Source organism: Microbulbifer mixtoriginis (SeqCode), from assembly GCF_052468275.1.
This window is the reverse complement of the sequence record NZ_CP174341.1, coordinates 3,378,787-3,402,411: the sequence shown is the minus strand read 5'-3', so window position 1 is coordinate 3,402,411 and position 23,625 is coordinate 3,378,787. Positions and strand designations below refer to the sequence as shown.

The following is a 23,625-nucleotide window of genomic DNA, read 5'->3' as shown; positions in this document are numbered from 1 at the left end:
AAACCTAAACAACCCTGTAATTTTTGAGTGCAATTTTATGCGTAATGATACCCGGCTTAAATTCGAATCTTTGTCTAGCGGAATGGCAAAGACCTACGGTGTGAAATCGGTAACGAAAACTTTTTCGGCAACGCCATCCGTTGAGCAGAAGCTAATGGATCAAATTGTCGAGTCCTCCAGCTTCCTGCAGCGGATCAATGTTATTGGAGTCGATGAACTTAAGGGCGAGAAAATATTCGGCTCTGCGACTGGGTTAGTGGGTAAGCGAACCAATACCACCAATAACGACCGCCAAACCAGCGATCCGTTGGGCCTGGACCCGTTAGGCTACGAGTGTGTAAAAACAGAATACGATGTTCATATTCTGTATCAGACCCTGGATGCTTGGGCAAAATTCAAAAATTTCAATAGCAAGTTTATGGACTATGTGCGCAAGGCGATTGCCCATGCACGTATTAAGCAGGGGTTTTATGGCACTCATAGGGCGGTAGAAACAAATCCCGGTAGCTATCCCAATGGTGAAGATGTCAACAAGGGCTGGTTCCAGAAGTTACGTGAATATAACGCGGGTGCGCAGATGCTCACCGAAGGAGGTACGGCTGGGCAAATCCGCCTGGGACCAGGTGGCGATTATGAAAACCTGGATGCGATGGTCCATGACGTACTGCAGTTAGTTGCTGAACCGCACCGTGATGGCGATGACCTGGTGGCCCTAATTGGCCGTGATCTACTCGCTCAGGACAAAGCACAGCTGTATAAGGCCCAGGGTCAAAAACCCACCGAAAAAGAACGTGTCGAGAATAGTGCAGTAACACGTACCTACGGCGGCTTGCCATCCCACGCGGTTCCTTTCTTTCCAGTGCGTGGGTTAATGATTACCAGCTGGGATAACTTAAGCCTGTATTACCAATCCGGCGCAGTGCGCCAAAAGATCGAAGATAACGCCAAGCGCGACCGTGTGGAGCATTACAACACCATGAACGAAGACTACGTGGTGGAAACACTGGATAAAGCGTCGGGCATTGAATTTGCCAATGTGAAATTGCCAGATGGCAGCGGCGGCTGGCAGTAAATCATTACTTCTAATTAATCAAACTTTCAAATCACCAATGGGCGTAGCGGGCTTCCCCTGGCCACCGTAATCTTGCGATTGGCCAGGGGCTTTTTAATAGCGCCTCACTGAAAAATTAAAAGGTAATCGTTATGAGTCTCGCATTGCGTCACAAAAAGAAATGCTTGGCTATTGCTCAAAGCAAAATTTCTGCTGAAGTAGCAGCAGAACAGACATCAGAAGTGGCGACTCAATCGAATCGTGATGAGTATGCCCGCGAACTGTCCGAGCAGAGTTTAGAACATGATTTAAAACTGCTTTCGGAACGCACAGATATTGCCGAAAAAATTGACTTTAAGCGGGCACTATTACCTAAGTATTTGCCCCGTGTTCGTCAATATATGGAAAGTGGCGCTCATTATCAGAATCCGATCCTGGTGCACTGCGTTATCTGGCTAATTGATGTTGGCGATATAGAGCAGGCCTTGGCACTGGCTAATCATGCTATTGAGCAGCAGCAATCCATGCCTGAGCGCTTCAAACGGGATTTACCCACCTATGTTGCCGAAGAGCTACACGACTGGGCGGAGCGTGAATACAAAGCGCAGCGTTCCCCATTCCCTTATTTTTCCGAAGTAGTGGAAGCGGTGCAGTCTCAGCGCTGGCCGGTCATCAATATTATTGTGTTGGGAAAACTCTATAAATTGGCGGGCTTACTCTATGACCAAGAGGAAGACTTTGCCAAAGCGGTGCATTGGTATGAAAAGGCCGAACAGGTAAACGATAAAGCCGGAGTCAAAACCCGCTTGGAAATGGCCAGAAAAAGACTGTAACAGTTCCTCCCACGGCACGGGCCAGTGGGGCGCCTGTCGCCCTGAGCGATCAGGCAAACCACTCGGCGCCGTGTTTTTAATTCAATGCTGATTGAGTCAATGGCATGTTTACCGGTAAATCCGAAAGCTACTTGGAAACCACCCTGCAGAATAACGGTTTTTTCCCGGATCTCTCTTTGGGCGACTTGCAGCGGCTTTACCGGGTGCCGGCGGAATATCACCAGGAAAAGGTGGAGCATCATCTGCGCTTGGCCATGCTCGATGTCAACGACGATTTACTCGATCAGCAAGAGGCCTGGCAACTTGAAGGACACGCAACCTTGGCGGCGGTCTCGGATAAAACCCTCGGCGGTAAAAATAGCTTGGAGGAGCAATACCGGCGCGCGGTGTTCTGTAAGGTAACAGCCACCCTGTTTCAGGAGTTCGCCACCATCAATCGCCGCGAAGTGGGCGAACACCAGGCAAAGGAATCCGACAGCACCGCCCAGCAGTACCAAGCGCAGGCAGACCGCGCATTACGCAGTCTACGCGGTGTAAAAACCAATATCACGGTGGAGCTTTTGTAATGGCCCTGGAAAAACTGCGCGCAATCACCCGCTTTTTATTGGATGCCAACCTGGTCTCCTGCGAGCAGTTAGACAGCTGGATGGAAGACGGCAAGCTGGAAGCTGCCAGTAAAAACCTGGGCAATGGGATTTGTATTTGCCGGCTGCGCTATGACGCGCTGATTAGTGTCGAGCGCTTTGCCAACTCGCCTGACCTGCTTTTTGCGTTGGTGACTGCCTGGGTGCAAGACCAGGACGCGGAGCGCATTAAGCAGGAATTACCGGACCCGGAAGTTGAAATTGATGTAATTGATGATCGCAGGGCCGATGTGGAAATCCGTATCGCCTTTTATGAAGACATCCAGTTAGTGCCCGACGATAACGGGGTAATCCCCTACAACGGGCGGCAGTGGTCTATCGCCACGGTGGGCATCGATGAGCCTAACCAGGTAGGGGTGGGGGACGATCAATCACAGCCAACAGATGCGCCTTATGTCCGTGAAGATTGATATTACCGGGCACTTGGGTGTGAAAAAGCAACTGCAACTATTGCAGCTGCCCGCCGCCAAACGTCGCCGCCTACTAGGGCAGGTGGGGCGCAAGGTGCGCACCTACTCCCGCAAGCGGTTGCGCAAACAGCGGGATTTAAACGGCCAGCCCTGGCAGGCGCGTAAAAAAGGTAAGCGCAAAATGCTGCGGGGCCTGAGTAAAAAAATGCTCAGTAAGGCCTCGCCAGAAAAAGCGGTTATTGAATTTAAAGACCCGATTACGGCGGGCATTGCCTATAAGCACCAGCACGGCGTGACCGAGCACTGGAACGCACAAAAGGCGGAAAAGGTTTACGGCCAGCCGGACTATGACGCCCCGGCAACGCGGGCACAGGCCAAAGCCTTACGCAAAGAGGGTTACAAAATTCGTCGGGCCAATGGGCGCGGTTGGAAACAGCCCAGCTTGAAATGGGTAACAGAGAATTTATCCATCGGCCAAGCCGGAATTATCTTACGGAGTATGCGCGATGCAAATGCAAAACAGAGTTGGGAAATTCCACTTTCCGAGCGCAGTTTTCTCGGCGTGACTCAGAAAGAAGTCGAAGAGCTGGCCACCACAATTATTGACCAAACATTAGAAAGGTCGTAACGGAGCAAAGAGGGCGATCAAATGGCGCTAGGAAAAGTCGCAGTCAACAATCTCAATCAAGCCCAGGGCAGCACGCCAGAAATTGAGCGCAAGACGCTATTTATCGGCGAAGGCGCCACCAATACCGATCAGCTGATTTCCCTAAACAGCCAAAGCGATATCGATAGCCTGTTGGGTGAAGATAGTAGTGAAATTCGCGATAACGTACTGGCGGCACAGTTTAACGGTGGCCAGAACTGGCAGGCCTGGGCGGCGCCACAGGCGAATGGTTACGACTGGACCGAAGTGGTTGATTCAGCAATGGCGACGGTTAGCCCGGAAATTATTGCCCTGTGTACCCCGGCCACTACTAGCGCCGAACTGATCGCAATGTACACCAAAGCGGAAAGTCTACGTACTAGCCTGGCCCGTCGGGTGATTGTTTTAGGGGCTACCCTCGGCATCGATCAGAGCTCACAAACCTGGAGTGACTACGAGGCCGCCCAGGCGGCAATAACAAATGGCGTGGCAGGATATCGTGTGGGAGCGGTACCGCAGCTGCACGGCAATAACCTGGGTGAACTGGTAGGCCGTTTATGTAAACACGAGGTAAGCATTGCCGATAGCCCAATGCGTGTTGCTACAGGCCCCTTGATTGGTCTGGGAGAAACTCCTGTAGATAGCGCTGGTGTTGAATTATCAGATGCAACCTTGCAAACCTTGGATGCGGCACGGCTCTCGGTACCGCAGACCTACCCGGATTATCCCGGCACCTATTGGGGTGATTGCAACTTGCTGGATATACCAGGTGGCGACTACCAGGTAATAGAGCATTTGCGAGTAGTGGATAAGGCTGCGCGAGCGGTGCGACTCCTAGCGATTGCAAAAATTGCTAATCGCTCCCTGAACTCTACCCCGGCCAGTATCAATGCCAATAAAACCGATTTAATGCGCCCCCTGCGGGAGATGAGTTACAGCAGAGTATTTGCTGGCCAACATTTCCCCGGAGAAATCAAGCCACCCACCGATGACAGTATCACCATAGTGTGGGCCAGTCATTCGGCGGTGGAAATCTATATCAAGGTGCAGCCATATAACTCACCCAAGGCGATCACAGCCAATATTATTTTGGATCTAAGCGGCAGTTAATCCCGTTGAGGTTTTGATTAATTCATTAATTGAGGAGTCATCGCCATGAGTCAGAAACTCAGCGGAAAAGATGTCGATGTGATGATCGGTAGCATGTTAGTCCATGTGGAAAAGTTCACGGTCAGTATTGAGGATGCGACGGGCCCGGCCATGACGCGCGGTGTGCCGGATGGTTGGATATCTGGTGAGAAAAAAGCCTCGGGAGAAATCGAGGTGGACACCAATAACCTGATGACCATTTTAGATGCGGCAAAAAATGCCGGCAGTTTTAGTGCGCTGGAGCCGTTCGATATTGTCAGCAGCGGCGCCACTACCAATATGGAATTTAAGGTGGAGGCCTTCGGCTGCAAGTTGCGCATCAGTGATTTGCTCGATGCCGCCGCCAATGGTGGTGAAAAACTCAAACACAAATTGCCCTACGACGTAACCAGCCGCGACTTTGTGCGGATTAACGGTGTTCCCTATATCGATGCCAGCGAAACCGAAAACTTTATTTAACGGGTAGGGCAAAGCGATGCCGGATGATTTGGACCGCGCCTCGGTACTGGAGCAAGCCCAGCGACAAAGGGCTCTACAAGCACAACGCCAGCGCAGTAATTTTGATGTGCCGAGCCTGGCGCAGTGTGAGGACTGCGACGGGGATATTCCCAAGGCGCGCCAGGCGTTTGGCGGTGTGACGCGCTGTGTGGAGTGCCAAACCGAATACGAAAAATGGGGGCACTGATGAAACGGCCGCGATACGGAAAGTTGCAAAGCGCACTGATTAAAAAAGGTTACCGTTTTTTTGAGGAGGGGGATTTCAACCTGAACCTGATCGGTATTCGCAGTGCGGACCATAACGCTAATTCTTTTAACGATTATTTGGCTGTGGCCTGGCGTTTCGATGGTATCCCCCATTGCCTGGTGTTTGCCACGACTACGGACCCCGGCACCTTTTGGCGAGAGAACCCGATCAATCTAAACGGCACCGCCATTTTAGTGCCTGGGCAGTATCCGGGCTTGTGGCAACTGGGATTGCACCAGGGCAAGTACCGCGCACTGGTACAGCGCAGGCCTGCGCGGGTTTACCGGGACAACAATCGCGATGCGGTGATTAACCAGGATGCGCCGATCGATGACGGGCTATTCGGGATTAATTGCCATAGGGCCAGCGCAAGCCACACCAGCCAGCGTGTAGACAAGTGGAGTGCGGGTTGCCAGGTGCTGGCTGATCCGTTCGATTTTGCACTACTGATGGCGCTGTGTGAGCGGGCTGCGGAAATCTGGGGTAGCACTTTTACTTATACGCTCATCGAGGAGGGGGACTTGTGAACCTACTGAAAAAGATTGTCAGTGCCGCGACCGGAGGTATTGGTCAATTAGCTTTCGATGTGGCCCAGAAATACTTCCCGCCCAGTATGAGCGATGCCGAAAAAGAAGGCCTGCGCCTGGCGTTTGAACACATGGAGCTGGAGCGTGCCCGGCAGGCGGACAGCGCGGCCCTGGAGGCGGAGAGGGCCCATACGGCGCGGGTGGAAAAGCTGGAGGGCTCTGCCAGTGACTTGGCCGCGATTCCCTGGTTGGGGCCATTGGTGCTGCTTCTGCGCGGCTGCCAACGCCCCCTGTGGGGATTCGCCACGCTGTATCTGGATTGGTATTGGTTTACCCAATGGAGCCTGACAGAACGGCAGGAGGCGGCGCTCTGGGTTATCAACTTACTGGTGCTGGGCTTTTTATTTGGCGAGAGAGCCGTACGTAATGTGTCGCCAATGATTGCGGATATTTTCAGGGCGAGAGCCGGGGGCCGTTAGTGACACACCTAACCGAACAACAGGCGGAAGAGCTGGCGCGCAAGGCGGGGCACAAGGCAGTTGAAGAGGTTTTAGAGAAGCTGGGTGTCGATGTGGCCAATGTACTGGAAATGCAAAAAGATTTAGCGCATCTACGCCAGCAGCGCAAAGCGGCAGAGCAGGTGGGCGTGTGGGCGCGGCGGATTTTATTAGGGATTTTTATCACTTCACTCTGCACCACTTTGTGGGCGGGCTTTCTTTCCGGGCTAAAAGGCTCAAATTAAAAAAGGGGTTTACCAATGGCAGATATTACTAAACCGGCAGAAGATAAAAACACACAAGTCATTGAGGTTACTGCTAGAGAAAAAGAGTTTGTTTTTAATGTGACTCGCAGTGACTACAACAAATATATCAATAGCGTAACGCCTAACAGCAAAGTCGCACCTTCACATAATTTTCTGGTGAATACGGTACAAGCAGAAGATAAAAGCGCGTTGGTAGATCTTCTAAAAGTTTCCCCTGGTGCTGAGGTACAAATTGCTGGCGCGGTGCTGGAGGAGTACACCCCAGATCTGGGTATTACCGCAAAAAAGCGCATGCCTTAGCGGAGCAAATTGCTGAAAGCGGCTACGACCAGCTGTGTTTGTTAGTCGCTCGATATTTTCCAGGGGCTCCGGCAACTGAAGAAAATATGGGGCGCGCGCTCTACCTGGAGCAGCGCGAGTGTAAGAACCTAGAGATAGCTGTGGCCAATGGTATAGCCCACGCATTAACCGGCAAATAGTGGAGAGCAAATGTCCTCGCGTCTGGAAAAATTATTATTTTCCGTGAGCCTGATCGATAAGGCCTCCGGCCCTGCGGGCAAGATCGCCTCGCAGATCGACCAGCTCAACCAACGCGCCATGGCGGGTTTTACCCAGATAGGGGTGGGGGCCGCGGGGCTGTTTGCAACGGGCTATGCGCTGAAGTCAGTTCTAGGGCCCGCTATAGAAATGGACCGGGCAATAGGTGAAGTTAAAAGCCTTGGGGTTGCCGATGCGGCTTTACAGAAATTGGAGAAAACCGCTCTCCGTTTTTCTGTGCAATATGGTGAGAGCGCGGCGGAGTTTGTGCGCGCTTCTTACGATATTCAAAGTGCGATTGCTGGATTAACCGGCAATGAACTTTCCCAGTTTACCGAAGTCGGTGCGATTCTGGCTAAAGGCACAAAATCCAATACCGGCACTATCACCGCCTATATGGGCACCATGTACGGCATATTTCAGGATACTGCCGACCAGATGGGGAAAGCCCAATGGGTGCAGCTATTGGCTGGACAAACTGCGACAGCTGTGCAGATGTTTAAAACCACTGGTGGCGAGATGTCTGCTGCTTTCTCTTCCCTGGGGGCAGACGCTACGGCTCAGGGAATTTCTATGACCGAGCAGATGGCCATTCTCGGATCACTGCAGGCCACCATGAGTGGTAGTGAAGCGGGCACTAAATATCGGGCATTTTTAAAAGGTGTGGGTAAGGCCCAGGATGAACTGGGTATGACCTTTACCGATAGCCAGGGTCGCATGATGCCAATGCTGGATATTCTGCAAAAACTGCGCAACCGCTTCGGCGATACCATCGACGTAGCAGAAAGCATGCAGCTGCAAAAAGCCTTTGGCACCCAGGAAGCGGTGGCACTGCTCAATCTACTCATTCCAAAATCTGACGGTTTGCAGAAATCCATGGAAGCCCTGGGCAATGTCCAGGGTTTGGATAAAGCTCGGCAGATGGCCCAGGACATGGCGGACCCTTGGGAAAGGATGGACGCTCTGGGAAGCGCTGTAAAAACCTTATTTGGCAGAGTGATGCAACCGGTATTGGTGCCCGTTGTGAATACGCTGATAGCGGGTGGCGAGGTGATCATGGATTGGACTGAGCGCTTCCCGTTGTTAACCAAGGTTGTTGGTATTGGCGTTCTGACATTATTCAGCCTGGTAGCCGCTGTAAGCGCCTTCGCTATGGTGCAGGGCCTGGCCGCGCTCTCTATGGCGGGTTGGAATGGGGCGCTGCTGGTCAGCGCTGCAGGGGCGCGTATTTGGCGCTTTGCGCTTGGGGCTGCCCAGGCCACTTGGTTCCTGTTTCAAATGGCGATTTATGGCGGTGTGGCGATCTTCCGCGCACTGCGCACCGCCTTTATGGCCTCCACCGCCGCCACCTGGTTATTCAATACCGCACTGCTGGCAAACCCTATCACCTGGATTGTATTGGCTGTGGTGGCCCTGGTGGCCGCTGTAGTGGGCCTGATTGTCTACTGGGATGAGTTAATGGCCTGGTTTAGCAATATCAAGCCGCTGCAACTGTTGGGCAAGGCGCTGGATTGGCTGATCGACAAAATCAATATGATCCCTGGGGTAAACATCGGTGGTGGTGGTGAGATTAAAGTCACCGAAAAAATAGCGCAGGAGCGGGAGGCCATGAACCAGGCCTCCGCCGGTATTACACAAAGCCGCCCCGGTGCTGTGCCTGCAGGGGGGGTGATGCGGCAGATGAATCAGTCCATTACCACCAATCGGGGCTCGCATGTAGAGAAAATCGAAGTGCATACCAGCGGTGGTGTGAGCGGCTACCAGCTCGCCGACGAACTGGCACTGGCGGGGGGATGATGAGCGATTTTGAAGACCTTCTGATTAATGATGAACGTGACCTGACTCTGGATGCGGGCGGGTTTCCAGTTATCTGCTCTGGGCGCGTGAGTATTGGCCAGGATATTAAGCACCGTATTTTAGAAAGTGGCCTGGCCCTGTTGCTCATAGGTGAGCGCGATCCCCGTAAAATTGCCCAGATTAAAAACCATATTTTATTACTGGTGGATACCGATGAGCGGGTGCGTCCGGGTACCGCGCAAATTGTCGCGGATAACAATGACAGCGGCGGCTATTGGTTAACCGCGACAACCATGAAATACGGTGATATTAAGGTGTCTCTATGACGGATAAAAACCGTGATCAGTTTGTACAACTGGCGATTGATGCCGGTATTCCCACCACTGAAACCAGCTTGAATACAGAACTGGAAAAAATTACCAGGGATGCGCAGTTAGCAATAAATAACGATAGTAATGTATCGCCGTTTTGGCGTTTTGTGCAGGCAGCGGTCAGCAAGCCGGTACTGTCGCTGGTCAATTTTATGATTGACCATGTATTGGCACAGGCCTTTGTTAAAACGGCAACCGGTTCAATATTGGAGTGGCACGCCTGGGCGGTGGGGCTGGAAAGGAAAAGTGCCGTCCATGCACAAGGGCAACTACAGTTTTCCCGCACCGATACCAGTGTGGCATTTACCATCTCCGCGGGTACGGTGATTAATAGCACGTTAATTAACGGTAAAACCTATTCGGTGGAAACGACTGAAGAAGTGTTAATGAGTCCCGGTGAGGACGCTGTTATTGTGCCGGTAAAAGCCCGGGGAACAGGTGAAGGGTATAACCTGGGCGCGGGGTACTATGTGTTGCCTGTGAAACCGCTGGCTGGTGTGAGTGTTACCAATCATGACGATTGGTTGATCGTGCCCGGCGCGAATATGGAGAGTGACGACGAGTTGCGATTGCGCACGCGCAACCAATATACGGCACTTAACCAGTGGCATACCGATGCGGTCTATACGGCCATTATTTCCGGCTTTGCTGGGCTCAAAACTGAAAACATCTTTTTTGAGCACGACGCGCCGCGAGGGCCGGGCACCGCAAACGTCTATATCATGCTGGATATCGGCAACCCGTCCGATGAGTTTATTGCCAGCATCCAGAATGAAATCACCGATGCCGGTAACCATGGCCACGGTGATGATTTGATGGTTAAGGCCATGCCGGAAACGGATTACGACGTGGAGTGTACTTTGTGGTTTATAGCCAATACCAACGAAGCGGAAAAAAGTACGCTCATTACCAGAGTCGAAAATTTTATCCGTGCTGCCTTCCGTGAAAATGTCGATTATTCCCCCACGCTGGTTTATCCCTGGTCCCTGTTCGGCTTCTCACAACTATCGCGGGAAATACAGGAGCAGTTTCCGCAGATCAGCAATATTTATTTCAATCTGGCGCAGATCACCAGCACGATGGATTTGCCCCGTTTAGGTAGTTTGAATGTTGTGGAGGCCGAATCGTGAAAATCACCCTACCAACCTGGGCCAACAAGGGAGAAGTAAAGAAACTCGGGGTGATGCTCGAGCTCTGGTGGGGTTATGTGGCCAGTTGGTTGCAGTGGCCTATGGCACAAATGGACCCTGAGACCTGTGGCGAATCGGCACTGCGACTGCTGGCATGGCAGCGTTATGTGGAGCGTTTCGATGGTGAATCACTGGAGTTGTTTCGCTTGCGGGTGAAGTACGCATTCGTCAATGCGGTGGATGCGGGCAGCGTTGCAGGAATTAAACGGATATTTGCACGGTTGGGTGTGGGTTATGTGGAGGTTATAGAGCGCGATCCTGACCGAGACTGGGATGTGATTATTCTGCAATTGAGTGATGCGCAATTAAGCCAGAATCAAGCGCTATTAAAACTGCTATTGCAGAAATATGGGCGTACCTGCCGGCGCTATGAATTTAAGTTAATTTCCCCGGTGAGCTTGGGGATTTCTGCGCATGAAATTGACCATGCGTGGTACTTCGACGCAGCAAGTTGAGGCGATAATCATGGGTTTAGGGATATTAACCAACGCGGGCCGTGATCTCTTTGCACAAAAGGCTGCATCCGGTGAGACACTAACTATCGACCGGTTTTTGCTGGCGAATATACCAGGGCTAGATTTGACGGCAGCACCTGACCCGAATGAGGCTTTGCCGGATATTTCCCACCGGGTGGCGGAGCGCTCCATTACCAAGGAAGGTTATGTCACTGCTGATAAAGTGGTTTATTCGCTTTACTTGGGTACCGGGGAGGGGGATTTCTCTTTTAACTGGGTCGGTCTTTTGGCTGAGGATGACACCCTGGTAGCGGTGCGCTATATCGACTCTATCCCCAAATATAAAACCAATGGCACCAGCATCGGCAACAGCCTGACCCGCAATTTTATGGTGACTTATACCGATGCCCAGGCGATTACCAATATATCGGTGGATGCAAGCACCTGGCAATTGTCATTTGACCAAGCTACAGAATCAATATCTGGTTTATCTAAGCGGGCGAGTCAACAGGGTGTCGATGACGGGGATGACGATTTCTCGCATGTGACACCCAGCAAGCTGGCTAATAGTAAACGGATCAGCAGGAGATTTCGTAACCGGTCGGAGTGGCTTTCAGACTCCAAGTTAAGGGTTGGCCAGATTATTGAGGTGTTGGGGTTAAATTATCCCGGGGATGGCGGCGGCAATGTCATAGAAATGGTCGAAGACAATACCGGGACACATGACAATGGTAGATATATTAATCATCCGGAATCCGGATTACAGGGAAAAGGATGGTTTCCTGACGGCGTAAATATTGTGCAGTTTGGTGCTGTAGGGGACGGGGTCACCAATGTCGCCGCCGCGGTTCAAGCAGCGATTACGGCCTCTGAAGGGGCTGGCAAGGTACTCAAGATCCCGGCGGGCACTTACCGCTGTGCTGACCGCTTGTTTATTACTGGTTCGATCACTATTCAAGGTGAGGGTGGCGAATTAGTTTTTGACGATGGCTTGAACTATGGCTCTGTGGAAACAACAGGCAGTGGGGCTATCGATGTTCTCGATGTGAGCGGCGTGGACATTGATGGTCTGGGCCTAAAGTCGCTGGAGAGTGGCGTAATATCGGCGCTGATCCACTTTCGCGGTAGCTCAAAGGTTGCCGTGAGAAATTGCCGCTTTGAGATTGCCTTCTCTCCGGCAGGATCAAAATCCATCGTTGTGCAACGCAGCCCTAACGTATCCAGCGTTAAGAATATTTCCGTGCAGAATAACCAGTTTGTAAATGCCGATACGGCTGTTCTAGTGATTGGTGAAACGGTAGAGCCGCCAACTAATATTGCGATTACCGGCAATGTTTTTAGCGCGAATACGGGGTTTTCCTCGGCGGCCATTAAGGTGGACAAGTATACCAATAACTGCATCATCTCTGGCAACAGCGTGAACGGAAATGGGGTGTGCGATGAAGGCATTGTGATTGAGCAAGGCAGTTTCCACTGTAGCGTTGTCGGCAACACCATTACAGGGGTAATTGATTACGGGATCAAGCTCGCAACAGATCCCTACAATGGCGCGACCGCATTCAATAACATATTGATTCAGGGGAATAATATTTATTCCGTCAAGATCGGTTCCGGTATGGGGATTCGGCTACACAATGCCGGCGCCGTGTCGTCCAATGTCGTTGTTTCCGATAACCTGATTTCAGATATAAAGATTGGCATCTATGAAAATGAGGCCGGCGTGGATGGACTGCATATTAAACACAACAGTATTTTTGACCCATCCTCATCAGGTATGTCGGTACGTAGCCATGGTGCAGTCGTTAAAGGCAATATCGTTAAAGGGGAGGCGAAAGCACCCTCGTTCGCCTCAGCGTTCACAACGAACAACCTAGTAGTAGTCGATAATATTTTTGACATGAATGATGAGACTTTCTCCATACGGCCGGCATTCGGGACCGGATGGCACGTAGCGCGAAACAAGGGTATACGGGCCAACAGCGAGAGAGCGGTAGGCACTTACACAATTTCGCCAGATATTAGTGTGACTGAGATTTACAGCACTGTAGGCGCGGTGAACGCAACCTTGGGAAATGGCAGCCAAGAGGGGCAAATCAAAATCATCCATCATAGTGCTGTGGGCTCGTTGAATGGCGGCACCGTCACAGTCATTAACCACGAAACTAGCGACCCGGAAGTGTTTACCTTTTCCAATCGCAGCGACACTTTGGTACTGATGTGGATAGGTACGCAGTGGATAACGTTGAAACATTCGGGCGTCACGATTAATTAATTGACCTGATCTATTCACAGAGGCCATTTAGTGCAACTTAACGGAAACGCCCTGCCGAACACTGAGCTTTTTGTAAGCGTAACCACTGAGTTCGACGCTGATGATCTCAGTGGCGAGACGAGTAGTACCAGTAGCGCTCACAAGGGAATTAAGCCGAAATCCGTGAATGTGTCTTTTATGGTGAAGTTCTCTGATTCAGAGGAGATTACACAATTCTATCGCCTTGCGGAATCAACAGAGGATAACGGCGATCTTGTTATTTACGATATCACCGACAGAACAGCCAATGCGGCCAATATTCGACAGGTGAGATTTACCGGTCGAATCGAGCAGCGCGAAATGGCGAAGCTTAAGGCATGGCGGGTTAGTTTTGCTTTGCAGGAGTACCTGAGTGTCGCAGAGAAAATGGAGCAACGTATCAGCAGCGAGGAAAGTGCAACGAGTACACCGCTGCAAGAGAGCATCAGTCAAACCGCCTTTGAGCGAGTTTTACAGACGGTTGATACGGCGCTGGTTCCACGATGAAATTGCATAAAAAACTATCGGTCGGAGATGGCAACTTTTCCGTAGTGAGTAGTAATTTTCGCTTGAACCTTTTCACCCCTGGTCGCGCGCTTATTACTGTGCAGGCAGATACTCCCTTGAGAGGCTTGGTTGTTTTCCGTTGCGGCTACAACCTGGAATCCCTCACTCCCTGGTTTGTGGGCTATGTGGAGGCCTGCACCAGTGTCGATAAAAAACAACAGCGATTATTTTGCCGGGAAATCAGTGCAGCCTTAGCCCTGCGCCTGCCGCTGGCTTTGCGCAATGTAAGTTGTGAGGAGGCTCTACAGCAGATCACTGCGCGCAGCGGTGTGGAGTTTGAAACGTCTACAGGCGATCACAGGTATTTAAATACCCCAGCGGCGGCGTTCTACAACCTGGCCAGTGGTTACCACGCGATGGACTCTTTGGCTGAGGTATACGGTATTCCACGGCTATTGTGGCAGCAGCAGACCGACGGGCGGGTTTATGTGGGCAGCTGGGACCATTCCTACTGGGCGTACAGGCCCGTGCAGATTGATCGCAGTTGGGAGCGGCAGTTGACCAGCCACAATGGCGCAACGCTGCCAGCGCTGCCCGCACTGCGCCCTGGAGCGCTCTACAACGGCGACATACTCACCGGGGTAGAGCTGGCAGGGACGCAGATGAATATCACCTGGTCGGCCAATCCCTGGGCGGAGCGTTAGCAATGCTGGAGAAGATTGTTAAACGGATTGTGCGGCGTCTGTTCCCTGAGCTTACAGGAGGCTTGCACTTGCCGTTGTGGGGCCAGGTAATCAACGCCCCGGTAGCCATTAGCGAGGCAGTAGAGAGCACCGATGAACAGCCGGGCTATTGCGTAGACGTGCAGCTACTAGGCGCGGACGGCAAACCGGATACGGCCATGCCACTGATGGAGAAAGTACCGCTACCGGTAACGGGCATCGGCGCCGAGCGGGGCTTATTTGCATTCCCGCAACCGGGCTCCCTGGTGGAGCTGGGCTTTGTTATGGGGTTGCCGCACAGGCCGTTTATCCGCTCGGTATTTACACGGGGTGAGTTACTACCGAAGCTGGGCGCCGCTGATGTGTTGCTGGCCCAGGATGCGGCCAACTATTACCGCATCGATGACAAAGGAAGCATTAGCGAGCAATGCCAGGCAGTGGCAGAGCGCTTTGCCAAACTGAAGCAACGCCTGGTAGTGAAGGACGGCGGCACTGTGTGGCTTGGGAATGAATCTAGCAACGTGCTACGGATTCTGGATGAGTTAATCAAAGTGACCAGCGCAATTGCCAATACCGCGGCTACACATACTCACGAATACACCGATAACGGTACAAAACTAAAAACCAAAGCGCCCGACCAGGCCGGGGAGTTTAGCGGGCAGAAGAGCGACGCCGACAAACTGGATTCTGAGCTGGTGCCGATTGTGGGTTGATAGAGCCCGAAGTCATTTCCGTACTCATGATAAATATGTAATTGAATTGGAGGTAATTATGGGAGGAGAGATCAACAGGTTTGCAATATTTGCCGAAGGTGTTCATTTAATGAATGGCGGTGCGAAAAGTTTTAGAGATTCCGCGCCTACTGAAAAGGCGGCAATGGAGTTGGCGGAAGAGATTGCGAAGTCTAAGAAAGCGGAGTTTTATTCTTGGTTGCAAATTCTGGATATTGTAGCAGGTAGCTATAGAGAGTATTCAATTAAGAGAGGAGGGGTGTTGGAAGAGAGGGGTTACTAGTGACAAGTATATAGCAGTGTTATTTGTTGGTTGGCAGGGTGTCGGCTATAAAATTGCATGGGTTTATTATAAAGCCCATGCATTAAGATAGAGAATAAATATTATTTGTTAGGCTTGAGTGTGGGGGCTGAATTTAGCTTTTTTGCTTGGTTGGAACGTTTATAAACTCTTCAGACATAGTTGGATCACTTTCTTCAAATTCTAATTCGTTTCTTAATTTAAGTGTCGGGAATTTGACGGAGTCAGTGGTGTCCAATAGGTGGGCACGGGAATAATACTCTGAGTAGATATACGTTTTGTGTCGACTTGAGTGGAGCCCAAAAGTAAAAACATAACTCTGAGTTATTCTCCTTACCTTTTCCTCTTTTTCTCTTTCTAAGTATGTTGATGCGAGATCAAATATCTTATTTCTCTCCGAAGTAAAGGATGGTGCATAATCTTTGCTGTCTGATAATTTAATAACTTCATTGATTACCGCTGACAGCATTTTTGCAAGTTTGTGAAAGTTGACTTCATGAAACAGGGAGTCCTCTATCCAGTCGATTTTTTTTATAGAGAGATTGCAAAAGGCAAGATTTAAAAGTAAGTAAAGTTGTTCAAGCTGAGTGTCTGAAAATATAAAGTTCTTATGAATTTCATTAAGTTCGCTCTCTAACTGCTTGAGTCTTTCAAGGCATGCCATAATTGGCCCCTCTCCAGATAAGGAAATGTCAAACTTTGTTATTTCAACGTTTGGGAACCAATGGTTGTATATAGAGTTTTTGTCCTCAAATTCTATTTCTTTATCTTCTTCCAGTCTTTCCAGTGTTGCATCAAATAGTTTTCTATGTTCAATGTACTGACTAAAAGCTGTCTTCTTATGTTCATGTTCAATTTGTCTGTAAGTTTGATTTATGCGGAATAATAATGTGACTATGCCAGCTGCAGTTAGTGTTCCTGCTAAGGTTTTTATGGCTGGATTAAAGTATGTAAAAAAATTTGAAACACACTGAACTGACCAACATTCTTTATATTCAGGGCCACTCAATGAGTTCCCAATAATGACGACAAGTACAAAAGTAGTAAGTCCACCTAGGATCAGAACGATCCACAAAGGTATGTGACGCCATATCGATTTATTTTCTTCTTTACTCATTCTTAAATTAACTCTCGGTCAGCTTCGAATAATTTTCATCTTTTGCTTTTGAAAATCATCTTTCTTAAAGTGCCAGCGCACACTGGCACTCTAAGGTCTAGGCTTGAACAGGGATATATTTTTTTAATTTTTCTTTGTCAACAGGTAAATAATCAATAGGTATGTATATCTTGCGTACTAAGTTAGGGGAATGGTTCTTGTGAGAGGGGGCGACATTTATTAGGCTGCCAAAAACAAAGAAAACCTCGCCCTCTTCTGAGGGTATGTCTATAGTTCTTGTAGCTAAAGCTTGCCTAATCGCTAGATAGTAGATTGCCCCCATTTTGAGCCCTGAGCTTCTTTTATAATTTTCATTAGAGGATATTCTTGTTAGTTCGGAAATAATGTACTCAAGGTCCATATGAATCGATTTTAAATCACTGCACAACATAAAATCTTTACCTTGTTTATTGTGAGTAATCCATAGCTGAAAGCATAAATCAGAAAATCTTTCATATTGAACTTCTAGTTCTTCTTGAGAGAAATATTCTTGTTTTTTATGGGCGTGATCAGTTTCTATGATTTCTGCAGCTATCTTTATTGCGTTGCCAATAAGGGATTCCTCCGGTATGGAAATGTCGAAATTTTTAATTTCGTTGAAGGGGAACATATGTTTGTAGAGTGTACCCCTAAATTCGAATCTAAATGGCACATGTTCTTCAATTATATCTATTGTTTTGTTGAATAATTCTTGGTGCTCAATGAAGATTGAAAATGAAGATTTTCTTCTCTCATGATTCAGTGCTCTATTTGAATGTTCTAATTGTCGTGCAGTTTGCTCGCTGCGAAAAACTAGAGAGACAATGCCGATCATCGCAATTGAGCCTGCGGCGACATTAAACACAGGTGTAAGATAGGTGGTGAGCATCTGTACCCACGCTATCCCGGTACTGTTGGATTCAGGCTGTGGTCTTTCAATAAAGAGCATGGTCATTATGATTAACATAAAAGCTGTAGCTGATATTCCTGCCCAAAACAAAAATTTAAACCGGAAGTCTTCAGTAAGTGTCGGCTCTTTTTCTTCTGGAGTTTTACCAGCTATGATACTAATTTCTTGTTCCATTTTTATTTGTCTACAGGAGCGTTTACTAGGGTGGTTGCTAAGTAGTTATTATTTTCTCTGTCTAACAACTGAAGGTCTACAGTTATGTTCTCATCTATTCGTAACGCTATATTTGTAAAAGAATTCTCCAATTGCCTGTAGGTTTTATCTTCCCAAAAACAAACAGCCTGAATTTTATCTTTGTGTTCAATTGAATTGACCGCTACAGTATTCCCCAAAGTTACTCCAAATACTTCTACTTCACATCGCCGAGAGGCAGATTCACCAATCACAAATAATATGCCATCTTCGCCATTTCTAATTTCAAAAACCTTGAGCCTTTCACTTTCAATTTCGAGTAGGTTTTCCGTAGTCGGATAAACTCTGCTATTCCTTTCGCATCCTGATAAGAGGGGTAGGCTTATAATGACGGCAAACAATCCTGCAAGGGTACGCATATTCAGTTCCTTCTGATTAATTATTTCATCAAATCCTAACACCTCAAGAAAGAGCTTTTATACTTGTAGCACGCAACTAGCGCGGTTTAGCCAATTTTCAAAACTCGTCAAACCCTCCAAGGTGCAATAAACCCTTCAATTTCCCGTCAAACCTCGCAATCTCTAAGGCCTACAAGGGGCCAGATCAAAAAAGATACCGCCAAAATGGCCGCCGCTCACTCCTCCCCACGCCTGCCGATTTTGGGCGTTCTCCTAGTTGAAGAAATGGCGTAAGAGGCTGGGGCCTGAGCTGGTGCGGGGTCTACAGTCAATGGAGATTTCACACTGTGAAAGGTTTTGAAGCGCTTTGAACAGATTTTTCACTGATCAGAACCTCAGAATACTGGTACGGGCTACAAGGGAAGAGGGCGACAGGAGCATCTTTGCGGCTAGGGCTGGCGCGCTCTGGCTTGATTTGTAATGGCAGCGCTGGTCAGGTGGTTATCTTGTGCCTTTACCTTTCTTGACCTCAGCTAATGCCTTGGAGATTGCTTTCTTTGCCTTTGTGTACGAACTCTTGGGGTCTGCTTCATTGGGCAGAACAGTGAACTGTTTTTCTTTATCGGTTAGCGGCTTGTTACTCATCGTCATGGTCCTCATCGAGATCAATGATCATCTTTCCATCTTTGTCACTTTTTCCAGACGCCAAGCCTTCAGGCTCTTTGATCTTGTCTTTCTCTGCTCTCATTTTTTGGGCCAGCTTCTTTAGCCCAGCTTTTGCTCGCTCTTCTTTTGAAAGCCCTTTGAGCTTCTCATCATGAGCAGTATTGAAGTCTTTGATTTTGTCATTCATCAAATAATTCTCCGGATACAGCTGTCGCTTTTGGGGTCGTACTTGAAGCCTTTCTGCTCATAGTAATCTCGAACATTACCATTAATGGGGTGCATAATTTTTACGTGCGTAGCACCGAGAAGGGTGGCATAGGCATACAAGGCTAGATACGTAAGGTCTAGGTGTGCTTCACCTGCATCTGGTGATTTCTCAATGTAATCCAGCCTTAGTCCTGTTGCGTGATATGTTGGGCGGCCCATGGCGAAGCCTACCAGGCGATTTCCGGCCCAAGTGGCGGATTCAAACCGTTTGGGGAACTTAAGCTTCCAGCTTGTCCAGGAAGAAGGCCAATCCCAATCGACCTTCCTTTGCGGGTGATTCTCCCACTGCTGGAAAGCGGCATAGGAAGCGCTATCAACAAGTGCAAGGCGGGTATCCGGTAGATCCAGTGCATCGTTGGCCATTTGGATCGACTGTCGCCTGAGTTCGGCATACCTGCGCTCTAGTTCCTCGCGCATACCTAGCTTAAAGCCTGCCATAAAAACTCCTTTTCAAATGGCTTTCCTGCTTCTTCTTACCGCGGCCGGCTTCAGCTTTGCCTATTTAAAAGTCAGCTGAGAAGTGGGGGAGGGGACGTTGTATGCATATGCACTTTCCGCCTCCCTGGCAGCAAGAGATATTTTTGCGTTGAGACTTTGTTGAGACTTTAACGAAAAAGGGCGGTACCAAGAAGATTGGTACCGCCCTTCGGTGCTTGTAACTCTATGATTTACAAGGCTTTATATGGCGGTGGGGCAGGGATTCGAACCCTGGGACCTGTTACAGTCAACGGTTTTCAAGACCGCCGCTTTCGACCACTCAGCCACCCCACCAAATTGTGCTGTGCATTATACATAGCTTCGTGCTACATACAAGTGCCGTTTTAAATTTTTTCAATTAGTTCAATGGGTTAGGTGATTTATTGACCAGTCAAGGGCAATTCTTCAGATGTAAAAAGCCGCCAGCAGCTGAGCCGCTGACGGCTTTGATTGGTTGCTTAGCCTGCTTCTGCAGAATTGTGGTCAGTATTAGCCTGTGTTACTTGACGTGCCACACGTGGGTCATTGGCTGGGCGTGCAAGTGCGCGAGGGCTGTGCTGGATGGCCGCTGGTTGAGCGGTGTCTAGCGGCTGCTGGGTGCCTATGTCATGACGCTCTGTCACGATTGCCAACTCCAGCAATGGCTTGGGGTTGATGCGCGGGTCGTTGCCGGCGCGTCCCTGAGTTGCCGGCGTAGCGATTTCCTCAGAAGCTTTAGCTTCTGCAGCCATCATTTCCTCTCTGGCGATAGCGTCGCCTTGCTCTACCGATGCCTTTGCGGCTTCACTGGCTTCTTTTAGGGCAGTTTCTTCAGCATCTTCAGTTGCTGCGGTAGCCTCCACGTTAGTAGCAGGTGCCGACACTTTTGTGGCTTGTACTTCTTGAGAGGCTTTGGGGGTTACCAGGGTAGGAGAGGGTTGCTCTTCTCTGGTTGCAGTAACCTTTTCAGGTGTTACTGGCTGCTGAGCGGGTGCCTCGTTTGTGATTGCTGGCTGTGCCTTTGGGGAGGCCTCTGCAACTGGTTTTACTTCCGCCTGGCTTTCAGAAACCTTAGGCGCAAAAGGCTTTTGCTCAGGAGCCTTCACTACAGGCTTGGGCTCGGTTACCTGGGTGGGCTCGGGAGCTTTTTGCTCTTTGTGCTTGGGCTTCGCCGCCTCACTCACAGGAGCTTCGCTTAAGTTTTTGGCTGCGGTATCCCTGGATTTCCTGGCTTCACTTTCCGCTTCGTCAATCGCTTCATTGACTTCGCGATTTAGCTCTTCCTGGCTCTGAGCTACGGCTGTGGCGGCAGTGTTTTCTGTACGGCGGCCACGACGACGAGCTTGTGGACGGCCGCGAACATTGCTGGGGCGACGTGCCGGGCGATCCTGATCGGCGCTTTCATCTACCTGTGAGATGTTTTCGTTAGTGTTACCCTCGGAGACGTTGCCGCGATTTTCATCTTTACGGCGATTGTCTCCGCTACGGCGGCGGCGGCGACGGCGCTGTCCTTCACCGCGGTCGGCTCCGCTATCACGCTCATCGAACGACTTTGTGGTCTGCCTGGCTTCGCGCAGGTCATCGCTCTTGCTATCTTCGCGGCGATCGTCTTTGCGGCGAGTCTGACGTTCATTGCGACTGCCACGGTTGCCACCGCGCTGATTGCGATTACGGTTGCGATTGCGCTGGTAATCTTTACCGCGGTTTTGGGACTTCTGATGCTTTTTGGGCTCTTCTTCTTTGCTGGTGAAAAGCTCAGCAATAGCGTTTATCAGGCGGCTAAACAGACCTGGCTCCGGTTTTTTCTCCGGAGTTGGTGCCGGTGCGGTGTGCGCGAGCGGTTGTACAACAGGCTGTGCTTGTGGGCGCTTAGGCTGCTCTTCTTTCTTGGTGACAGTTTCCTCTACGCTTCCAGATATTTTATAGGAGGTTTCAAGGGTAGATGTGTCGTCATCGCGTAGGCGCTGAACTTCAAAGTGCGGCGTTTCAATTTCCGCATTTGGTACGACCACTACGCGGGTTTTATTACGTGACTCAATTTGGGAGATCGCCTTGCGCTTCTCGTTGAGGAGGTAGGTGGCAACGTTTACCGGGGTAATTGCGCGAATCTCTGCGCTGCGCTCCTTCTTGGCCTCTTCTTCTACTAGGCGCAAGATAGAGAGGGCCAGAGATTTGGTGCCGCGAATAGTGCCTTGGCCGCTACAGCGGGGGCAAACGCGGAAGGTGGTTTCACCAAGAGATGGGCGCAGGCGCTGGCGTGACATTTCCAGCAAGCCGAAGCGGGAGATGCGGCCAACTTGTACACGGGCGCGGTCCATGCTGAGAGCTTTCTCCATGCGCTTTTCAACTTCGCGCTGATTGGATTTGCTTTGCATATCGATAAAGTCGATCACGACCAGACCGCCCATATCGCGCAGGCGCAGCTGGCGGGCAATCTCATCGGCGGCTTCCAGGTTGATGTTGCGCGCGGTCTCCTCAATGTCTCCGCCTTTGGTGGCGCGGGAGGAGTTGATATCAATGGAGACCAGTGCTTCAGTCACATCAATAACGATTGAGCCACCGGAGGGAAGTTTTACTTCGCGTTCAAAGGCGGTCTCAATCTGGCTTTCGATTTGGTATCGGTTGAAGAGCGGAATGCTATCTTCGTAGAACTTTACCTTGTGGGCGTAGTGGGGCATTACTTGTTCAGCAAAGCCCTTTACTAGTTTAAAGGCATCCGCATCATCAACAATAACTTCACCAATATCATCGCGCATGTAATCGCGAATCGCCCGGATGATTACATTGCTTTCCTGGAAGAGGAATTCGGGCGCGTTATTTTTGTCCGCTGATTCTTTGATTAAGCTCCACAGTTGCAGGAGGTAGTTGAGATCCCATTGCAGCTCTTCGCCACTGCGGCCCACACCGGCGGTGCGTACAATCATGCCCATGCCAGAGGGGACATCCACGCTGGCTAGGGCGTCACGTAGCTCAGAGCGTTCATCGCCCTCAATGCGACGGGAGATGCCGCCGGCACGGGGGTTGTTCGGCATTAGTACCAGATAGCGCCCGGCGAGACTGATAAATGTGGTGAGGGCGGCGCCTTTGTTGCCGCGCTCTTCCTTATCTACCTGTACAACAACCTCCATCCCCTCTTTGACGACATCTTTAATCTTGATGCGGCCTTCGATGTCCTTGGGTTGCTTGAGGAAGTATTCTCGGGAAATTTCTTTCAAGGGAAGGAAGCCGTGGCGCTCTTCACCGTAGTCGACGAATGCGGCTTCAAGCGAGGGTTCTACACGGGTGATTTTACCTTTGTAGATGTTGGCTTTTTTCTGTTGACGGGTGCGATTTTCAATATCCAGGTCATAGAGCCACTGGCCGTCCACCAGTGCTACACGCAACTCCTCAGGCTGGGTTGCGTTGATCAACATTCTCTTCATGCGTGTCGATTTCCTTGCGTTGCGCAAAGGTGAGACACCGCTCATTGCAGGCTTGCTTATGGGCCGCCAAGAGGAGATGACCTGGTGGCGGGGCAGGGAAGTTAGAGAGGCTGTCTGTTCCGCAAATTCAGTCTACGCGGCCTTTCGAGACGAGCGTTCGCCCAACATTCCACTGCAAAAACTCCGGATATGCGATGCTGTGCTGCTATCCGTTGGCACTTACCAGTACCTTTCTTCCTTTAGTACCTTACGTTTAGTACTGCCCTGTACCGGGGCCGTGGGTTTCCATGGCCGGGTTGGGCGCCACCCTTGGGTCAGTTTCAAGCTGGGTGGCAAGGTTTGCGTCATCGTTTCTAGCTCTGTAGCTCGGCTTTTGGCCGCTACTCTTCTTCTATATTTTGTTGACCAGGTTAAAGTAAGCAGTTGTCTCCTGGTTGCCAGTTCGGTCGCTGGCATTATCTACAGAGCGGGACGCAAGTTTTGAGTCGTCCTTTCAAGCGCTGCGGGTCG

Annotated in this window: 30 protein-coding genes and 1 tRNA gene; 23 read left to right on the top strand and 8 right to left on the bottom strand. The window is 50.2% G+C overall.

The features are described 5' to 3' along the window. Positions 1–37: 37 nt before the first annotated feature. From ACJJIC_RS14800 to ACJJIC_RS14695, 22 genes are all read left to right on the top strand, one after another. Positions 38–1,072: a phage major capsid protein, P2 family gene (locus ACJJIC_RS14800; RefSeq protein ID WP_445357294.1), complete on the top strand. Its 1,035-nt coding sequence runs from the start codon at positions 38–40 to the stop codon at positions 1,070–1,072. A 131-nt stretch (positions 1,073–1,203) separates the two neighbouring features. Next, positions 1,204–1,884, top strand: a complete 681-nt coding sequence (gene gpM / locus ACJJIC_RS14795; RefSeq protein ID WP_445357293.1) for a phage terminase small subunit — start codon at positions 1,204–1,206, stop codon at positions 1,882–1,884. A gap of 104 nt (positions 1,885–1,988) precedes the next feature. After that, on the top strand, positions 1,989–2,450 hold the full coding sequence (locus ACJJIC_RS14790) for a head completion/stabilization protein (protein ID WP_445357292.1): 462 nt from the start codon (positions 1,989–1,991) through the stop codon (positions 2,448–2,450). After that, positions 2,450–2,938, top strand: a complete 489-nt coding sequence (locus ACJJIC_RS14785; RefSeq protein WP_445357291.1) for a phage tail protein — start codon at positions 2,450–2,452, stop codon at positions 2,936–2,938. Before ACJJIC_RS14790 ends, ACJJIC_RS14785 begins: the two co-directional genes overlap by 1 nt. Further along, a complete protein-coding gene (locus ACJJIC_RS14780) occupies positions 2,922–3,566 on the top strand; it encodes a phage virion morphogenesis protein (RefSeq protein WP_445357290.1) in 645 nt (214 codons plus the stop codon). The genes ACJJIC_RS14785 and ACJJIC_RS14780 overlap by 17 nt, the downstream gene beginning before the upstream one ends. A gap of 21 nt (positions 3,567–3,587) precedes the next feature. Next, positions 3,588–4,694, top strand: coding sequence for a DUF2586 domain-containing protein (locus ACJJIC_RS14775; protein ID WP_445357289.1), 1,107 nt, complete (start codon positions 3,588–3,590; stop codon positions 4,692–4,694). Positions 4,695–4,739: 45 nt separating this feature from the next. Further along, positions 4,740–5,192 carry a phage protein gene (locus ACJJIC_RS14770; protein WP_445357288.1) on the top strand — a complete coding sequence of 151 codons (453 nt, stop codon included), beginning with the start codon at positions 4,740–4,742 and terminating at the stop codon, positions 5,190–5,192. A 16-nt stretch (positions 5,193–5,208) separates the two neighbouring features. Then, the gene (locus tag ACJJIC_RS14765; RefSeq protein ID WP_445357287.1) at positions 5,209–5,418 is read left to right on the top strand and encodes a TraR/DksA family transcriptional regulator; all 210 of its coding nucleotides are present in this window, start codon (positions 5,209–5,211) and stop codon (positions 5,416–5,418) included. Next, positions 5,418–6,005, top strand: a complete 588-nt coding sequence (locus ACJJIC_RS14760) for a hypothetical protein (protein WP_445357286.1) — start codon at positions 5,418–5,420, stop codon at positions 6,003–6,005. Before ACJJIC_RS14765 ends, ACJJIC_RS14760 begins: the two co-directional genes overlap by 1 nt. Beyond that, positions 6,002–6,484 carry a hypothetical protein gene (locus ACJJIC_RS14755; protein WP_445357285.1) on the top strand — a complete coding sequence of 161 codons (483 nt, stop codon included), beginning with the start codon at positions 6,002–6,004 and terminating at the stop codon, positions 6,482–6,484. Before ACJJIC_RS14760 ends, ACJJIC_RS14755 begins: the two co-directional genes overlap by 4 nt. Then, positions 6,484–6,747 (top strand): hypothetical protein, encoded by a 264-nt coding sequence (locus ACJJIC_RS14750; protein WP_445357284.1) that lies wholly within the window; start codon positions 6,484–6,486, stop codon positions 6,745–6,747. The genes ACJJIC_RS14755 and ACJJIC_RS14750 overlap by 1 nt, the downstream gene beginning before the upstream one ends. A gap of 15 nt (positions 6,748–6,762) precedes the next feature. Next, positions 6,763–7,068 (top strand): putative phage tail assembly chaperone, encoded by a 306-nt coding sequence (locus ACJJIC_RS14745; RefSeq protein ID WP_445357283.1) that lies wholly within the window; start codon positions 6,763–6,765, stop codon positions 7,066–7,068. A gap of 38 nt (positions 7,069–7,106) precedes the next feature. Beyond that, positions 7,107–7,247: a DUF6890 family protein gene (locus tag ACJJIC_RS14740; protein ID WP_445357282.1), complete on the top strand. Its 141-nt coding sequence runs from the start codon at positions 7,107–7,109 to the stop codon at positions 7,245–7,247. A gap of 10 nt (positions 7,248–7,257) precedes the next feature. Beyond that, the gene (locus tag ACJJIC_RS14735) at positions 7,258–9,102 is read left to right on the top strand and encodes a phage tail tape measure protein (RefSeq protein ID WP_445357281.1); all 1,845 of its coding nucleotides are present in this window, start codon (positions 7,258–7,260) and stop codon (positions 9,100–9,102) included. After that, entirely contained in the window at positions 9,102–9,428 is a 327-nt protein-coding gene (locus tag ACJJIC_RS14730; protein ID WP_445357280.1) for a DUF2590 family protein, read from the top strand. The genes ACJJIC_RS14735 and ACJJIC_RS14730 overlap by 1 nt, the downstream gene beginning before the upstream one ends. Continuing rightward, positions 9,425–10,603, top strand: a complete 1,179-nt coding sequence (locus ACJJIC_RS14725) for a baseplate J/gp47 family protein (protein ID WP_445357279.1) — start codon at positions 9,425–9,427, stop codon at positions 10,601–10,603. The genes ACJJIC_RS14730 and ACJJIC_RS14725 overlap by 4 nt, the downstream gene beginning before the upstream one ends. Beyond that, on the top strand, positions 10,600–11,118 hold the full coding sequence (locus ACJJIC_RS14720) for a phage tail protein (RefSeq protein WP_445357278.1): 519 nt from the start codon (positions 10,600–10,602) through the stop codon (positions 11,116–11,118). The genes ACJJIC_RS14725 and ACJJIC_RS14720 overlap by 4 nt, the downstream gene beginning before the upstream one ends. Then, on the top strand, positions 11,078–13,390 hold the full coding sequence (locus tag ACJJIC_RS14715; protein ID WP_445357277.1) for a phage tail-collar fiber domain-containing protein: 2,313 nt from the start codon (positions 11,078–11,080) through the stop codon (positions 13,388–13,390). Before ACJJIC_RS14720 ends, ACJJIC_RS14715 begins: the two co-directional genes overlap by 41 nt. A gap of 30 nt (positions 13,391–13,420) precedes the next feature. Further along, positions 13,421–13,915: a baseplate complex protein gene (locus ACJJIC_RS14710; protein ID WP_445357276.1), complete on the top strand. Its 495-nt coding sequence runs from the start codon at positions 13,421–13,423 to the stop codon at positions 13,913–13,915. Further along, a complete protein-coding gene (locus ACJJIC_RS14705; RefSeq protein WP_445357275.1) occupies positions 13,912–14,619 on the top strand; it encodes a hypothetical protein in 708 nt (235 codons plus the stop codon). The genes ACJJIC_RS14710 and ACJJIC_RS14705 overlap by 4 nt, the downstream gene beginning before the upstream one ends. A gap of 2 nt (positions 14,620–14,621) precedes the next feature. Then, on the top strand, positions 14,622–15,350 hold the full coding sequence (locus ACJJIC_RS14700) for a hypothetical protein (RefSeq protein ID WP_445357274.1): 729 nt from the start codon (positions 14,622–14,624) through the stop codon (positions 15,348–15,350). A 58-nt stretch (positions 15,351–15,408) separates the two neighbouring features. Next, a complete protein-coding gene (locus ACJJIC_RS14695) occupies positions 15,409–15,651 on the top strand; it encodes a hypothetical protein (protein ID WP_445357273.1) in 243 nt (80 codons plus the stop codon). Between the two features lie 133 nt (positions 15,652–15,784). Here the strand turns inward: ACJJIC_RS14695 and ACJJIC_RS14690 are convergent, their stop codons facing one another. The 8 genes from ACJJIC_RS14690 to rne form a co-directional block, all read right to left on the bottom strand. Then, the gene (locus ACJJIC_RS14690) at positions 15,785–16,786 is read right to left on the bottom strand and encodes a hypothetical protein (RefSeq protein WP_445357272.1); all 1,002 of its coding nucleotides are present in this window, start codon (positions 16,784–16,786) and stop codon (positions 15,785–15,787) included. 97 nt (positions 16,787–16,883) lie between these two features. Then, on the bottom strand, positions 16,884–17,888 hold the full coding sequence (locus ACJJIC_RS14685) for a hypothetical protein (RefSeq protein WP_445357271.1): 1,005 nt from the start codon (positions 17,886–17,888) through the stop codon (positions 16,884–16,886). Between the two features lie 2 nt (positions 17,889–17,890). Continuing rightward, positions 17,891–18,325 carry a hypothetical protein gene (locus ACJJIC_RS14680; RefSeq protein WP_445357270.1) on the bottom strand — a complete coding sequence of 145 codons (435 nt, stop codon included), beginning with the start codon at positions 18,323–18,325 and terminating at the stop codon, positions 17,891–17,893. Between the two features lie 480 nt (positions 18,326–18,805). Next, positions 18,806–18,949: a hypothetical protein gene (locus tag ACJJIC_RS14675; protein ID WP_445357269.1), complete on the bottom strand. Its 144-nt coding sequence runs from the start codon at positions 18,947–18,949 to the stop codon at positions 18,806–18,808. Then, the gene (locus ACJJIC_RS14670; RefSeq protein ID WP_445357268.1) at positions 18,942–19,157 is read right to left on the bottom strand and encodes a hypothetical protein; all 216 of its coding nucleotides are present in this window, start codon (positions 19,155–19,157) and stop codon (positions 18,942–18,944) included. The genes ACJJIC_RS14675 and ACJJIC_RS14670 overlap by 8 nt, the downstream gene beginning before the upstream one ends. Beyond that, entirely contained in the window at positions 19,157–19,675 is a 519-nt protein-coding gene (locus ACJJIC_RS14665; protein ID WP_445357267.1) for a hypothetical protein, read from the bottom strand. Before ACJJIC_RS14665 ends, ACJJIC_RS14670 begins: the two co-directional genes overlap by 1 nt. Before the next feature lie 245 nt (positions 19,676–19,920). Further along, positions 19,921–20,008 (bottom strand) — tRNA-Ser (locus ACJJIC_RS14660). A 164-nt stretch (positions 20,009–20,172) separates the two neighbouring features. Further along, on the bottom strand, positions 20,173–23,115 hold the full coding sequence (rne, locus tag ACJJIC_RS14655; RefSeq protein WP_445357266.1) for a ribonuclease E: 2,943 nt from the start codon (positions 23,113–23,115) through the stop codon (positions 20,173–20,175). Between rne and ACJJIC_RS14650 the strand changes: the two genes are divergently transcribed. Further along, the gene (locus ACJJIC_RS14650) at positions 23,096–23,599 is read left to right on the top strand and encodes a hypothetical protein (protein ID WP_445359693.1); all 504 of its coding nucleotides are present in this window, start codon (positions 23,096–23,098) and stop codon (positions 23,597–23,599) included. The genes rne and ACJJIC_RS14650 overlap by 20 nt on opposite strands. The last annotated feature ends 26 nt before the right edge of the window (positions 23,600–23,625 follow it).